The sequence below is a fragment of the Sorangium sp. So ce131 genome, from assembly GCF_051519095.1.
GTDB lineage: Bacteria > Myxococcota_A > Polyangia > Polyangiales > Polyangiaceae > Sorangium.
This window is the reverse complement of record NZ_CP150455.1, coordinates 12070312-12084053: the sequence shown is the minus strand read 5'-3', so window position 1 is coordinate 12084053 and position 13742 is coordinate 12070312. Positions and strand designations below refer to the sequence as shown.

Here is a 13742-nt window from a genome sequence, read left to right as displayed (position 1 = left end):
ACCACGCCCGGCGCGGCGCGCTCGGCGGCGCCTGGCCCGCTCGGCGGCGCCGGGCCCGCCCGGCGCCGCCGAGCAGTCGCGCCCGGCGCCGCCCGAGCGTGCTCCGAGCGCGCCGCCCGAGCGCGCTCAGCTCGCGAGCTTCCGGTGGCTCTCGAGCGCCGCGCGCTGATCCTCGAGATCCTCGCCGTAGACGGCCTCGATCGCCTCGGCCGCGAGGCGGTGCTGCCGCTCCGCCAGGAGCTTCGGCAACATCCCGTACGCGGCGTCGCGGATCAGCACCGTGCAGAACTCGAACCGGTGCTCGCCCATCCGCGACCAGATCCGCTGCGCCTCGCCGAAGCGCAGGTGGTCCACGAGCGCCGAGGCGTCCGGGATCATCCGGGCGAGCACGCGCGTGTCGAACTCCCGCCCGAGCACCGCCGCGGCGATGACCGTCTGCTTCGTCCGGGGCTCGAGGCGCTCCAGCCGGGCGACGAGCAGGCTGTTCATCGTGCGCGGCGGCATGAACCGGCTCGAGCGGGCGGTGTCGTGGGCGGACCCGTACCGGCCGTCCTCCAGCCAGTACGCGAGGATCTCCTGCGCGAAGAACGGGTTGCCGGCCGCGGTCTGGCCGATCAGCGACTCGAGCATCGTCGGGAGCGGACCGCCGAAGAACGGCTCCGCGAGCGACAGGAGCCGCTCCGGCGGGAGCGGCGGGACGTCGATGCGCTGCGACGCGATGCCGGGCTCGAGCGGGATGTGCACCTCGGCCTCGCCGGAGGCCCCCGGCCGCGCCGAGCAGATCACCGCGAGCGGCAGATCCCGGCACGCGGCCGTGATCGCGCGGACCGCCTCGAGCGACGTCGGATCGGCCCACTGCGCGTCGTCGAGGTGCACCACCACCGGCTGGAGCGAGCTCTCCGCGACGAGCAGCGCGGCGAGCGCCGCCACGGCGTCCCCGCGCCGCTCGGCCTCGCCGCCCGGCGCCGCCGGATCGTCCTTGCGCAGCTTGAGCAGCCGCGCGAGCGCCCCGCGCGAGCGCTCGATCCCGTCCCGCACCTCGCTCCAGCCCTTGGGCAGCCGCTCGAGGAGGAGCTGGAGCGCGAGGTCGAGCCCGGCCTGCTTGGCGGACTGGCCGATCTCCGACGAGATCCCGAGGTACTCCTTGAGCGCGAACTCGAACGCGTAGAGCGGGCTCTTGAGCGTCTGGTCGCAGCGCGCCTCCATCCAGAGCAGCGGGCGCATGTCCATGAGCTGCGCGCGCTGGTGGCGGTAGCTGTGTACGAGGTAGCTCTTGCCGATGCCCGCCTCGCCGACGATGTACACGACGCCGGCGGAGCGCCCCTCGAACAGGGGCTCGAGCGCGCGCGTGAGCCGCTCGAGCTCGGACTCGCGGCCGATGGGGCCGAGGTCGTAGAACTCCTCCTGCACGGCGATGCGCCGCCGCTCGAGCGAGTAGACGAGGATCGGCAGGTCGAACCCGTCGAACCGGAAGATGTTCTCGGTCGACCACTGGTGGCTCGCCTCGCCCGCGAGGAAGGCCCGCTCGTCCGCCCAGATCGACGACGGCGCGGCCTTGCGCGCGATCTGCGCCGCGAGGTGGACGGAGCGGCCGAGGCAGGCGAACTCGCGGCGGCCCTCGCCGCCGAAGAAGCCGACGAGGCAGCGCGCGCGGGTGATGCCCACCGCGATCCGCGGCACGCCGAGGCCGTTGCTCTTCAGCTCGAGCGCGAAGTCGAGGGCGCGGTCGTGGTCGCTCTCGTGCGCGACGGGCGCGCCGAAGTAGAACATCGCGCCGAAGCCGCGGTCGGTCACGTTCATGCCGGCGAACGTGGCGCCGTACATGGCCGCGATCTCGTGCAGCTGCTGGATGAGCTCCGTCGGGCTCGCGATCCGATCGAGCGAGAGCGAGACCGTCGTCACCTCCCGGATCTCGCCCTCCGGCGCGAGATCGCCCGCGCCCGGCGGCAGGAACGCCGCGACGTCCGCGCCCGCCGGGGTCGACGTGACCGTCAGCGAGAGGGGGCCGGCGAGATCGGGCTCGTCGAGATCCGCCACGCTCTCCCGCGCGCTCGCGGCGGGGAGGCGCTCGCGGAAGCTGCGATCGAGGTGGAGCTCGCTGTCGTCCGCCCCGCGCTCGCTGGCCTGGCACGCCTCGATCGCGGGGCCGTAGAGCAGGTAGTACGCCCGATCCTGGGCGATGCGCACGATGGTCCAGTGGACCGTGCCCCACGCGAGCCCGATCCTGAACGGCATCTGCTGCGCCCCCACCGCGCCGAGCGCGCGCCGCGCGGCGAACTCGAGCAGGCTGCGCCGCATCGCGAGGGCCGCGCTGCGGGCGTGCCGGGTGACGTTGCGCCCCGGCCGGTCCGGGAAGAGCGCGGTGAACCCGCCGGCCGGCGAGAACGCCGCGACGAACCCGCCCGATTGGTGCACGGCCTCGAAGAGCGGATCGAAGAGCGGGCGCAGCGCGTCCGGATCGACCGACTGACGGGCGACCGTCTGCTCGGCGAGCTCCACGACGGCCGGGAGCGAGACATGCAACACGGCCGCGTCGAGCGCGCCCGCGTACTGCCCTTCGGCATCCTGTTCGAGGATGAAGTCCGGGACGAGCGGATTCATGTCCAAACTGTATCGAGGATCGCTCCCCGACACGAGCGCGGCGGGCGGCGGATGACGGCCCCCCGGCGGACGCGCCCGAGGAGCCGCCGGGGAGGTTGCTCCGGAGGGAGTGAAGCGTGGTGGGAAGGGGTCGATCTCCGGACGACGGCTCCACAGGAAACCGCCACCCTGGACATCACCAGGAGGACGCGGGGACGAGGCGGGAGGTGAAGAACACGCGCACCGTGCCGAGCTCGAGGCGCGGGCCCGCGAGCGTGAACGGCACCCGGCGCGTCTCGCCGGCGAGGCGGAGGGTCAGCTCGCCGCGCGGGGCGTCGAGCGCGCCGGCAGGGGCGGACGGCGAGGACCCTTCCCCGGCGGACGCGCGCGCGATCTCGACCGTGTAGCGCCCCTTGGGGAGGTTCCGCAGGGCGAGGGTCTCGGCGCGCGTGCTCGTCGCGTCCCGCGAGCGCACGGTCAGCGACCGGACGGTGGAGCCCATCCAGGAGATGCGCCGACCCTGCTCGTCGATGAGCGCGAGGTCGAGGTCGGCGCCGCCCGCCCACGTGGCGCTGAGCTGCACGTCGCCGGACAGGTCCACGGCCGGCGCCGGGTCCTGCCGCGCGAGCTGCCGGTCGACCTCCGTCTGGATGGAGCCTGCGACGTCGCGGCGGAGCTGGCCGGCGAGCTCGCTCAGGCCGCCCTCGCCGGCGCAGCGGATCGCCGCGGCGACGAGCTTCGCGTCGGCGGGCGCGAGGTCGGCGAGCGTCACCCGGTGCTGGCAGGCGAAGGCGGGCCGGCCCGCGGCGTCCCAGAGCTCGACGAGGCGCCCCTGGATCCCCTTGTCGCCGGGGCGCACGTCGGCGAGGCCCCCGAGGATGCGCGCCGCGCGGTCGCGGTCGCCCTGGCGGGCGGCGAGATCGGCGCGCGCGATCAGCGCGTCGGGGTCGAGCGCGTCGCGACCGCTCCAGCGCGCGGTCAGCTCCTGGGCCTCGCCGAGCCGGCCGGTCGTGGCGTAGAGCGCGTAGAGGCGCGCCGTCCGGTCGCGGCTGTCCGGCGCCGCCGCGAGCGCCGCCTCGGCGTCCGGCGTCTTCGCGGCGCTCTCGACGGCGAGCGTGCTCGTCGCCTCGAAGCTCACGTTGCGATCGAACACCCGGCGCATCGGCACCATGCGCCGCGCCGGGCGGCGCGACCACGTGTCGGAAGGGTCTGGCGACGGAGGCTCGAGCGGCGGCGTCGCGAGCTGCGGCGACGCCGGGGCGGCGGTCGTCGGCGCGGGGCGCGGCGCGTCCAGGTCGCCCTTCGCGGGAGGGGAGAGGTCCATGTCGAGCGGCGCCGACCGAGGCGCTGCCGCCGGCGCGGCCGGCCTGGGCGGCGCGGCGGGCGCTTGCCAGCCGCGGCCGCCGCCGCCGAGCCCGCTGCCGGTGATCCCGAGCCCCTCGTCGTCGTGCTTCTTCTTAAGGCCCCTCGCCACGGCGCCCGCCGACGCGGCCTTCTCCTCGAAGAGCGCGTCGGCCTCGGCGGCCGCGCCGTCGGCGGCGACGTCGTCGGGCTGCTCCCCCTCGGCGTCCGCGCTCACGCTCTCGGCGCGCTCTTCGCCCGTGAAGGCCGGGGCGACGCCGCCTCGCTCGAGGCCGAACGCCTTGAACATCGCCTCGCTCTCCAGGACGAGCAGCGACGTGAACCGGCTCGCCACGGAGAAGCGCCGCGACAGCTCGACGATCGCGGGCCGCTGCGCGTCGCCGCCGGCGTCCTCGAGCTCCGCGATCCTGGCGGCCGCGTAGAGGCGCGGGACGAAGGCGTTGCCCGCGCCCGTCCGGGCGACGATGCTGACCGGGTACGTCTGCTCGAAGCGCTCGCCCGAGACGCGGCCGCGGAGGCGGATCGCGCCGGTCACGTCGGCGCCGGAGCTCATCCGCGCCACCACGAACGCCTCGCCGCCCGCCCGGATCGGGTCGAGCCGCGCGGGCGTGACCTGGGTGAGGCCGGGCGGCAGCTCGATCTCCGGATCGCGCAGCACGAGGCCGTAGGCCGCGCCGAGGGCGGACTGCGCCGCGCTCGCGAGCGTCTGGCCTGGCACGTAGGGGACCATCACCCCGCCGCCGCCCCGCGCGAGCGCCCGGAGCGACGTCGTGTCCGCGTCGCTCCCGAGCGCCACCGCGACCACGGCGGCGTCGTCCGCGGGGACGGCGCCGCGCACCGCGGCCTCGAGGTGCGCGGGGCGCGTCGGCCCGACCGAGGGCGTGCCGTCGCCGAGGTAGAGGATCCGCAGCTCCTTGCCGCCGAGCGGGCCCGCGGCCGCGCGCGCGGCGATCATCGAGGCGGCGAGGTCGCTGCCGCCGTCGGGCTCGATGCGGCCGAGGAAGCGCTCGACCTCGTCGGCCGACGCGGCGCCGGGCGCCATGGGCCGCGCGGCGCCGCCGCCGTCGGCGCTGCCGCCGCCGCCGCCGCCCAGAGCGCGGCAGAGGGTGTCGCACGCGAGGACGACGACCTCGTCGCGCCGGTCCATCTCGCGGACGATCGACGCGGCGAGCCGCGTCGCGCGGGCGAAGCGCTCGCCGACCATGGACCGGCTCGAGTCGACGACGATCGCGTGCAGGCGCGACCTCGCCTCCTCCCAGCGAGGGAGCCTGGGCCGGATCGCGATGGCGACGTACGGCGACGGGTCGCTCGCGACGGCGCGCGCCGCGGCGAGCTCCGCGTCCTGCGCCGCGCCGGCGCTCGCCTGCGCGCCGCGCGCGGCCGGCTTCGCGGCGCGCTTCGGCGGCTCGTTCGCCGCGGCGGGCTCCGGCGGCTCGTTCGCCGCGGCGGGGGTCATCTTGTAGGCCCACGCGGTGACCGGCCGATCGCGATCGGGGAGCGCGTACTCGACGGTGAGATCGCCGGCAGGCGTGAAGCCCTGCGCCTGCATCGCGCGCCGGTCGGCCGCGCCGTCCGCGGGCGCCGGCGCGAGCTCGTAGCCGCGCGTCTGCACGCCGAACGCGCGGTCGTGGCCGAGCACCTGGAGGTCGAGCGAGAAGTCGCCGATCGCGGTCGTGCCGCTCTCGTCGTGCGCGAGCGGGTAGGTGAAGCGCCGGACGCCTCCGGCCTGCTCGACGAGCTGCGTGTAGGTGAGCACGACGCGGCGCGAGCCGCGCTTCGGGATGGGGAAGATGCGGAGCTCGAACCGGCCGCCGCGCTGCCACTCGAGCAGCGCGGGATCGCGCCACGGGCCGGGCACCCAGATGATCTCCTCGCGCGGCTTCGGCGCCTTGGGGGCGGCGTTCTGGATGACGCCGCGCCAGATCGCGGCCCCGCGGTCGCGATCGACGAACGCGCCCTCCATGAGCTCGCCGTCCACCTCGAGCGCGAGCCGCTCGACCTGCGCGCCGGGCGGCAGCGGGAAGCGGAAGATGCCCTCGAGCTCCTCGTCGGTGTCGTTGGCGAAGGTCTCGTCGATCTCCGTCCGGGCGACGACGTCGACGATGCGCACCTTGACCGCGTGCTTCGCGAGCCGCACGGCCCGCTCCTTCTCCTGGGTGCTGCCCGGCTTGCGCGCCCTGAGCTCGCCGAGGCCGCGGAGCGCCGGGGCGCCCGTCTCCTCGGCGGACTCCTCGCTCCACGCGAGCGTGTCGGCGAAGCGCGCGGCGCTCGCGACCTTCGGCGCGGCGCCCTTCGCGATCGTCGCCTCCTCGCCGGCGCGCACCTCGACGGGCTCGCCCTGGTCGCCGGCGACGCGCACGGCGCCGCGCGCGACCTCGACCGAGGCGCGCTCCGGGCTCGCCGTGATCGCGAGCTTGGTCCCGAGCACCTCGATCGTGCCGTGCGGCACGTCGACCCGCGCGGGCGGGGCGCCGGGGGCGGGGGTGACCTCGAGCACGACGGCGCCCGCCTCGACGCGCGCCTCGCGGGCCGCGCCGGCGCCGATCCACACGCGGGAGCCGCGGTCGAGCGCGAGGGCGGAGCCGTCCTTGAGCGTCACGTGCGCGCGCGTGCGCGCGTCAGTGCGCAGGGTGGCGCGCTCGGGGAGCGCGGCGCCCGAGGCGAGCGGCGCGCAGGCCCCCGCGGCGTCGCACGCCTCGAGGCCGCCCGACTTGTCGGACGAGGCGCGGGCCACCGACGCGACCGTGCCGGCCCAGGGCGATCCGGTCGCCGTCGCGACGGTCGGCGTCTCCTGGCCGCCGCGCAGCAGGACGACGCCGGCCGCCGCCGCCGCCGCCGCGAGGGCGGCCGCGGCGAAGACGGAGCGCCGCGTGAAGGCCGGGCCGCGCGCGCGGCGAGGCGCCGGCGCGGGCGCGGTGCGCTCTGCGATCGTGGAGCGCGGCCCGCCGGTGCGCGCGTCGGCCGCGGCGGGTTGCGGCTCGGTCGTGTAGGACCGCCTTTCGGCGATGTCGGAGCGCCCTTCGGCGATGTCGGAGCGCCCTTCGGCGATGTCGGAGCGCCCTTCGGCGATGTCGGAGCGCCCTTCGGCGATGTCGGAGCGCCCTTCGGCGATGTCGGAGCGCCCTTCGGCGATGTCGGACCGCCCCGCGGCCGCCTCGGACCGCCCCTCCACCACCTTCAGGACAGCGCCGCTCGTCGCGCCCTCCAGCGGGCGCGCCGCCTCGAGCCGCCGGAGCAGCGCGTCGGCGAAGTCGCCTGCCGGCCGGAAGTCCGCGCCCGCGGCCGCCGCGACCTCCGCGGCCCTCGCCGCCTCGTGCCGCAGATCGCGGCACGCGTCGCAGCCGGCGATGTGCTCGTACAGCGACGCCCTCGCCGTCCCGTCGAGCACCTCCGCGATCTGCTCCTCGACCTCGCCGCAGAGCCCAGCCGTACCCGTTCCTGTCGCGCTCATCGCCCTCACTCCTCGCCCAGCTCGGCCCTGAGCCGGACCAGCGCGCGGCTCACCCGCTTGCGCGCCGCCGCCTCGTCGATCCCGCACGCGATGGACACCTCCTTGAAGGAGAGCCCCGCCTCGAAGCGCAGCACCACCGCCTCGCGTTCGCTCGGCTTCAGCTTCGCCAGCGCGGCGCGGGCGCGCTCGGCCCGCTCGCGCTCCACCGCGAGCTCGCTCGCGTCCGGCCGCGGTCGCGTGTCGTGCACGAGCCGCAGCCGCGCCTCCCGCCGCGCCTTGAGCTCCGTGTGCCGCCCGCAGAGGCGCCGGGCGATCCCGAAGAGCCAGGCCCGCACGCTCCCCTCGGCGCGGTACTGGGGGAACGCGTCGAACGCCGCGAGCAGCGTCTCCTGCACCAGCTCCTCGCTCTCCGCCTGCGACCCGGTGAACGCCATGCACAGCCGGCCCAGCGGCACGGCGTACGCCCTGGCGCAGCGCGACAGCGCCTCCCGGAAGTCGCCCGCCCCGATCAACCCCTCGATCGCGCGCGCCTCGTCGGCCCGCGCGTCGCCCTCCGAGCCCACGAGCGCTAACCCCGCTGCCATCGCTGCCTCATCGCCAGCCATGTGCCCTCGTCCCCCCGGTTCGTGACCGGATTTCTCTTCGACCACGCCCCCGCCCACCGCGACCACGCCCCCGCCCACCGCGACCACGCCCACCGCCCCCGTCCCCCCGGACGGAATCCTGTGGCCGCTCCCACCGTACACGCCGGCGCGGCCTTTGCCTTTTGCAATACGATCCCAGCCGCAGCAGAATCGGCAGTCGCCTCAGGAGCCGCGCTTATGAATGAGACAAGCCTCTCCGTTCCCTCGAAGGCCGCCGCGCCCGGCGATGCCGGGCCGAGCGCTCCCGTTGACACCTCGCCTGTGAAGCGATGGAGACGGTCCCTGGCCGCGGCGCTCGCCGCCCTCGCGGCCTGCGCGCTCTTCGCGCCCGCGGCGCTCGGGCAGGGCGCGCCGGACGACGAGCAGGCCGAGGAGTCCGAGGACGAGGACGTGGCCCCGCCGCCGCCGGCCCCGAAGGCGCCCAAGAACAAGAGGAAAGGCGCCGCGGCGGTCCCCGCCCGGGCGGACGCCGGCGGCAAGGACCGGAAGGCGGGCCCCGCGGAGGCGAAGCGCGGCCCGGCCGACAAGGCGGAGGCCTCGGCCGAGGAGCGCGCCGCGCGCGGCGTGGCGGTCATCGAGCGGGGCGGGCAGGTCGTCGGCCTCGGCGCGGTGCTCGCCGGCGACGGGCGCGTCCTCACGGCGCTCTCGCCGCTCGGCGCGGGCAACGACCTCTCCGCGCGCTTCGCCGACGGGACCACCGTGCGGGTGAAGCTCGGCTACCACGACCGCGTGTGGGATCTCGCGCTGCTCGTGCCGCAGACCGGCCGGTGGACCGAGGGGCTCACCGCCTCGTCGCGCGATCCCGTGCGCCCGGACGCGCAGATCCGCTCCTTCACGGCGGCCCGCGGCAAGGTCGCGGCCGTCCCGCTCGTGCTCCGGTCGCACCGCGCGCTGATCGGCGGCGACGACCGGCAGCTCGACGACGCCATCGAGCTCGGGTCGCGCATCTCGCCGCTCGACCTGGGCGCGCCCATCGTCGACGAGGACGGCCGCGTGGTCGCGGTGCTCGGCCGCGGCTGCGCCCCGAACGAGGGCAAGCCCTGCACGCCGGTCGCGTTCGGGGCGCCGATCAGCGCCATCCGGTCGTTCCTCCGCGCCGTGCCGAAGGACGCGGTCCAGCCGGCGGCGTGGCTCGGGATCCAGGGGGTCGGCGAGGCGTCGCCGGTGGCCAAGGGGGTCCGCGTCACGGTGGTCCACCCCGAGAGCCCCGCGGACGAGGCCCGCCTGAAGGGCGGCGATCGCGCGGGCAGCGACATGATCCTCGCGGTGAACGGCGTTCCGGTCACCTCCCCGGAGGCGCTCGCCGACGCGATCCGCACGCACGCGATCGGCGAGAAGGTCCCGCTGATCGTGCTGAGCGGCGGCAGGTACCGCGAGGTCACGGTCCAGCTCCGCGCCGCCCCGGATCCGAGGGCCGCCGGCGCGATGAAGCCGGCCGCCGCCCACCCGGGCGAGCTCCCGCCGCCGAGGCCGGGCGCCACGACGACCGAAGAGTACCGCAAGTAAGCGAAAAATGATGCTGCCCCGCGCGGGGATTTTATAAGCTCGGCGCTCGGGCGCGATCGGGTTGACACGTCGTCAACCGAACCTCCAGGATCGGGCTTGAGCGGCTCGACCCGGCGCGCTCGCGGTGTTCAATCAGCCTCCGCCCCGCGCCCCGCGCGCGGGGCCTTCGATCGGGTGATCCGTGTCCCAAACGTTTCGAATCGAGGTGGCCGGCGAGACGAACGTCGGGCGCAAGCGCAACCACAACGAGGACAACTTCGGCATCATGGTGGAGTACGGCCTCTTCATGGTCGCCGATGGGATGGGGGGTCACGCCTCGGGCGAGGTCGCGTCGAAGATGGCTGTGGACGCGATGCAGGACTTCTTCGCCCAGACGCAGGACGACCCGGAGCGCACCTGGCCCTACAAGATGGACAGGTCGAAGGGCTATGAGGAAAACCGGCTGATCACGGGCATCAAGCTCGCGAACCTGCGTATCTACGAGACGGCGCAGCGCGAGGCGAAGAAGCGGGGGATGGGGACGACGTTCGTCGGCATCTTCACGGCGAACGACGGCGTCTACGTCGCCCACGTCGGCGACAGCCGGGTCTACCGCTTCCGCGACGGCAAGCTGGAGATGCTCACCGAGGACCACTCGCTCCTCAACGACTACATCAAGATGAAGCGGCTCACGCCCGAGGAGATCGCGAACTTCCCGCACAAGAACGTGATCGTGCGCGCGCTCGGCATGAAGGACACGGTGAAGGTCGACACGCGCTTCGAGGTGCCGCAGCTGAACGACCTCTACGTCCTCTGCTCCGACGGCCTCTCCGGCCCGGTGAGCGACAACGAGATGGCGCAGATCCTCTCGGAGAACCAGGACATCCAGGTCGCGACGTCGAAGCTGATCGAGCGCGCCAACGAGAACGGCGGCCCCGACAACGTGACGTGCGTCCTCGTCCGCTGGACGCAGTGAGCGGCGGGCACCCGCTTCGGATACGGGCCCACCTCGACGTTTTCGGTGCTCAGCGCACAGGAGTGCGCTTCCGCGCCGAAAACGCCGATCTGGGCCCGTCTCCTGTGCGGGTGACCGCCGCTCGGTGACGGCCGTGCGGAGGGGGAGCGCCGCTCGGTGACGGCCGTGCGGAGGGGGAGCGCCGCTCGGTGACGGCCGTGCGGAGGGGGAGCGCCGCTCGGTGACGGTCGTGCGGAGGGGGAGCGATGCTCGGCGGCGGTCGCGCCTGGGGAGCGATGCTCAGGGCAGGGTGGTGCCGCTCCAGGGGACGAGCACCAGGAAGACGAAGGCGATGAGGGCGAGCATGAACAGGCTCGTCATCAGGTACGTGGAGCGCGGCGAGCGCGTGGTGCTCCAGCCGTCGCCGTAGAACTTGCCGCGCGAGCGCGTGCGGATCCGGCGCTGCACGCCGCGGAGCAGGCTCGGCGGGGCGGCCGGGGGCGCGCGCATGGCGCCGCGGAGCAGCTCGCGGAGGTCGACCTCGTCGACGAGCGGCAGGTCGCCGTCGTCGGGGAGATCGCCGTCGTCGGGCAGGTCGGGCGACGCCGCGGGCGGCGGCGGCGCGTCGTCTTCAGCCCCTCGCGCCGCGCGCGCCGTCGGGGGCGTGGGGCGGCTGCCGCTCTCCACGCCGGAAGCGGCCGGCTCCTCGGCTTGCCCCGTGCGCCTGGGGTCATCCGCTCCGCTCATTTCCCGCCTCTCACCTTCTCCCCCATCACCTTCTCGACCAGCGCGCGGAGCTGCCCGCGCGCGCGGTGGATCCGGCTCTTCACCGTCCCGTCCGGCAGCCCCGTGATCGAGGCGATCTCCTCGTAGGACATGTCCTCGACGTCGCGCAGGATGAGCGCCTCGCGGAACTCGGGATCGAGCTGCCCGATGGCGTGCTTCACGACGGCCTCGAGCTGCATGCCCTCCACGAGCTCGTCGGGGCGGCTCACGTCGCCGACGCTCACGCCCTTGGCGGCCGACAGCGGGACCCGCTCGGCCATCGCGTCGATGTCGTCCTGGGCGCCGGCGTGCCGCCGCGAGAGGTACTTCGTCCGGTTCTTACAGAGGTTCACGGCGATGCGGTAGATCCAGGTCGAGAGCTTCGACTCGCCGCGGAAATGGTCGATCGCCTTGAAGACCTGCACGAAGACTTCCTGGGACAGGTCCTCGGCCTCGTCACGCCGGCCGAGCATGCGGTAGACGAGGGCGAAGACGCGGCGCTCGTACATGACCACGAGCTCGTTGAACGCGCCCTCGTCACGCGCGACGAGCCGCGCGATGAACTGCGCCTCGGCCGCGTCGAGGTGCAGGGCGGCGTCGCGCGCGGGGTCCACGTCGGCCCGGGGCGGCGCGCCGCGGCCGCGCGGCGCTTCACCAGAGGCCGGAGAGCCGCGCACGCGGGCCGCTTCACCAGGGGTCGGAGCTCCGCGTTCGCGGTCTCCTTCATCACTCGCCACGCCGTCCGGTCCTCCAGGATCCAGGGGCTCGCGCCCGCCGCGCGGCAGGGGCGGAGCCTTCGGTGAGACCACGGTAAACAACCCCGGCGCGGGCGCGCCAGACAATAGCGAGCAGGCCGACGCGCCGGGCGCGCTCGAGGCCGAGGGGGACAGCGGAGGCGCCCCGCGCGCGGGATGGACGATGCTGAGGAGGGTGCGGATCGCCCGCCACGATCCCCCTTGGAGGGCGCGGGCGCTCGACAGGTTCCGGCGCGTGGATTCGAACCACGATTAGGGGATTCAAAGTCCCCCGTCCTGCCCTTGAACGACGCCGGAGTGCCGCGGGGCCGGAGCTGACCCCGCGCGGCGCGCACCTTAGCGCGAGTCGCGCGGGATGGCACCCGTCCCGATCCAGGAGCCGCGACCGCGGGCGGGATAACTGATGCCGCGCGTGGTGTCCGCCTCGGAACGACCTCGGCGCAGGCGGAACTGCCCGCGCTCGCGGCGGCCCACGGGCGCCGGCTTCAGCGCGGGTGCCGGGGCTTTCTCGGCGCGCGGCAGCGGCGCCGCGGCCGCGGCGGCGCCCCAGACCGAGGCCGCGGCGGCGTCGTGGGCCGGGGCCGCGGCGTCGTGGGCCGGAGCCGCGGCGGCGTCGTGGGCCGAGACCGCGACGTCGTGGGCCGGAGCCGCGGCGGCCGCTGGCCTGGCGAGCTCCGAGGCCTCGGGGCGACCGACATGGACGGCGGCGGCGGCGACGCCCCGGGCGACGCCGGCGTGCGCCGCCGGCAGGGCCGCCGCGCCGGCGGTCCGGGGGCCCGGAGGCGCGAGCGCGCTCAGCGCCGAGAGGCCGAGCGCGAGCACCAGGGCGGCGCTGCCCGCGGCGAGCGAGATCGAGCTCCGGTGCGCGCGGGCGCGGCGCGTGATCGTCGACCAGACGCCCGACACCCGGCCGCGCGACGCCCGGTCCGCCGCGCGCGCATCGCGCGCCGGCCCGGGCCGCAGCTTGAGCGCGCCCGGCCTCGCGGCCCCGGGGCTCGGGAGCGTGTCCGGTCCGCACGAGGGGACGACCGGGAAAGACGCTGGAATCTCGAGGGAAATCGGCGGCGAGGGCGTCTCGTGCTGCGCCGCCGCCTCGGCCGGCGGGAACCGGCCGAGCGTGAAGGCCTCCGCGCGCCCGTCGTCGCTCGACGCAGGGGCGCCCAGCGAAGGACGGGGCGCGACGGTCCTGAGGTCGTCGGGCGTCAGCGCGAAGCTGAGCGGGCCCGTGGACTCGACCCCCTCGCCCGCGGCGGAGAGCGCGCAGGCCTCCGCGGCCGGGGGCGGCTGCGAGAGGGTCCAGCCGAGCGCCTTCACCTCGCCCGCGGGCGTCCAGCACTCGAGGCCCTCGCGCCACACGCGCGTGCCGTGGGGGAGCGCCCCCGTCTCGAGCGCGCGCCACAGCGCGACCGTGCTCATCGCCTCGAGCCAGTCGCCGTGGTCGACGCACCACGGCCTCGACTCCGGGAGCTCCTCCGCCACGCCGCCGGCCTGCGAGCTGAACGGCATCGTCGGGGCGCTGCACAGGCTCGGCTGCGCTCGCCTGCGCCCCTCCACGCCGCTCGACGCCGGCGAGCCGCCGTCGCAAAGCCCCTCCACCCTGCTGTACGCCGCGCTCGGGCCCATCGCTTCTCCGTCACGCTTGCGGCCGGCCCACCCGATGTGCTTCCGGGTGCACCACCGCTGCTCTCGTGCGTCGGTATCGGATGCCGGCGGGGTGGGCCAAGAAAGTGCGGGACGTGCGGGCG

8 protein-coding genes and 1 tRNA gene are annotated in these 13742 nt (G+C 75.5%); 2 read left to right on the top strand and 7 right to left on the bottom strand.

The window, feature by feature from the left end; genetic code table 11:
• Nucleotides 1-126: 126 nt before the first annotated feature.
• The 3 genes from WMF43_RS43835 to WMF43_RS43825 all read right to left on the bottom strand — a co-directional run bounded on the left by WMF43_RS43835 (nucleotide 127) and on the right by WMF43_RS43825 (nucleotide 7977).
• A complete protein-coding gene (locus tag WMF43_RS43835) occupies nucleotides 127-2601 on the bottom strand; it encodes an AAA family ATPase (protein ID WP_437674233.1) in 2475 nt (824 codons plus the stop codon).
• Nucleotides 2602-2776: 175 nt separating this feature from the next.
• Entirely contained in the window at nucleotides 2777-7393 is a 4617-nt protein-coding gene (locus tag WMF43_RS43830) for a FecR domain-containing protein (protein ID WP_437674231.1), read from the bottom strand.
• A gap of 5 nt (nucleotides 7394-7398) precedes the next feature.
• Entirely contained in the window at nucleotides 7399-7977 is a 579-nt protein-coding gene (locus WMF43_RS43825; RefSeq protein ID WP_437674229.1) for an RNA polymerase sigma factor, read from the bottom strand.
• A gap of 321 nt (nucleotides 7978-8298) precedes the next feature.
• Here WMF43_RS43825 and WMF43_RS43820 point away from each other — a divergent pair, with 321 nt between their 5' ends.
• Both WMF43_RS43820 and WMF43_RS43815 read left to right on the top strand, forming a co-directional pair.
• Complete coding sequence (locus WMF43_RS43820) at nucleotides 8299-9543, top strand: S1C family serine protease (protein WP_437674227.1); 1245 nt, start codon at nucleotides 8299-8301, stop codon at nucleotides 9541-9543.
• A gap of 181 nt (nucleotides 9544-9724) precedes the next feature.
• Complete coding sequence (locus tag WMF43_RS43815; RefSeq protein WP_437674225.1) at nucleotides 9725-10498, top strand: Stp1/IreP family PP2C-type Ser/Thr phosphatase; 774 nt, start codon at nucleotides 9725-9727, stop codon at nucleotides 10496-10498.
• 279 nt (nucleotides 10499-10777) lie between these two features.
• Here the strand turns inward: WMF43_RS43815 and WMF43_RS43810 are convergent, their stop codons facing one another.
• The 4 genes from WMF43_RS43810 to WMF43_RS43795 all read right to left on the bottom strand — a co-directional run bounded on the left by WMF43_RS43810 (nucleotide 10778) and on the right by WMF43_RS43795 (nucleotide 13620).
• The gene (locus WMF43_RS43810; protein WP_437674223.1) at nucleotides 10778-11224 is read right to left on the bottom strand and encodes a hypothetical protein; all 447 of its coding nucleotides are present in this window, start codon (nucleotides 11222-11224) and stop codon (nucleotides 10778-10780) included.
• Nucleotides 11221-11919 (bottom strand): sigma-70 family RNA polymerase sigma factor, encoded by a 699-nt coding sequence (locus WMF43_RS43805; RefSeq protein ID WP_437674222.1) that lies wholly within the window; start codon nucleotides 11917-11919, stop codon nucleotides 11221-11223. The genes WMF43_RS43810 and WMF43_RS43805 overlap by 4 nt, the downstream gene beginning before the upstream one ends.
• Nucleotides 11920-12223: 304 nt before the next feature.
• Nucleotides 12224-12294: transfer RNA gene (locus WMF43_RS43800), tRNA-Gln, on the bottom strand.
• 39 nt (nucleotides 12295-12333) lie between these two features.
• Entirely contained in the window at nucleotides 12334-13620 is a 1287-nt protein-coding gene (locus WMF43_RS43795; protein ID WP_437674220.1) for a hypothetical protein, read from the bottom strand.
• Nucleotides 13621-13742: the final 122 nt, after the last annotated feature.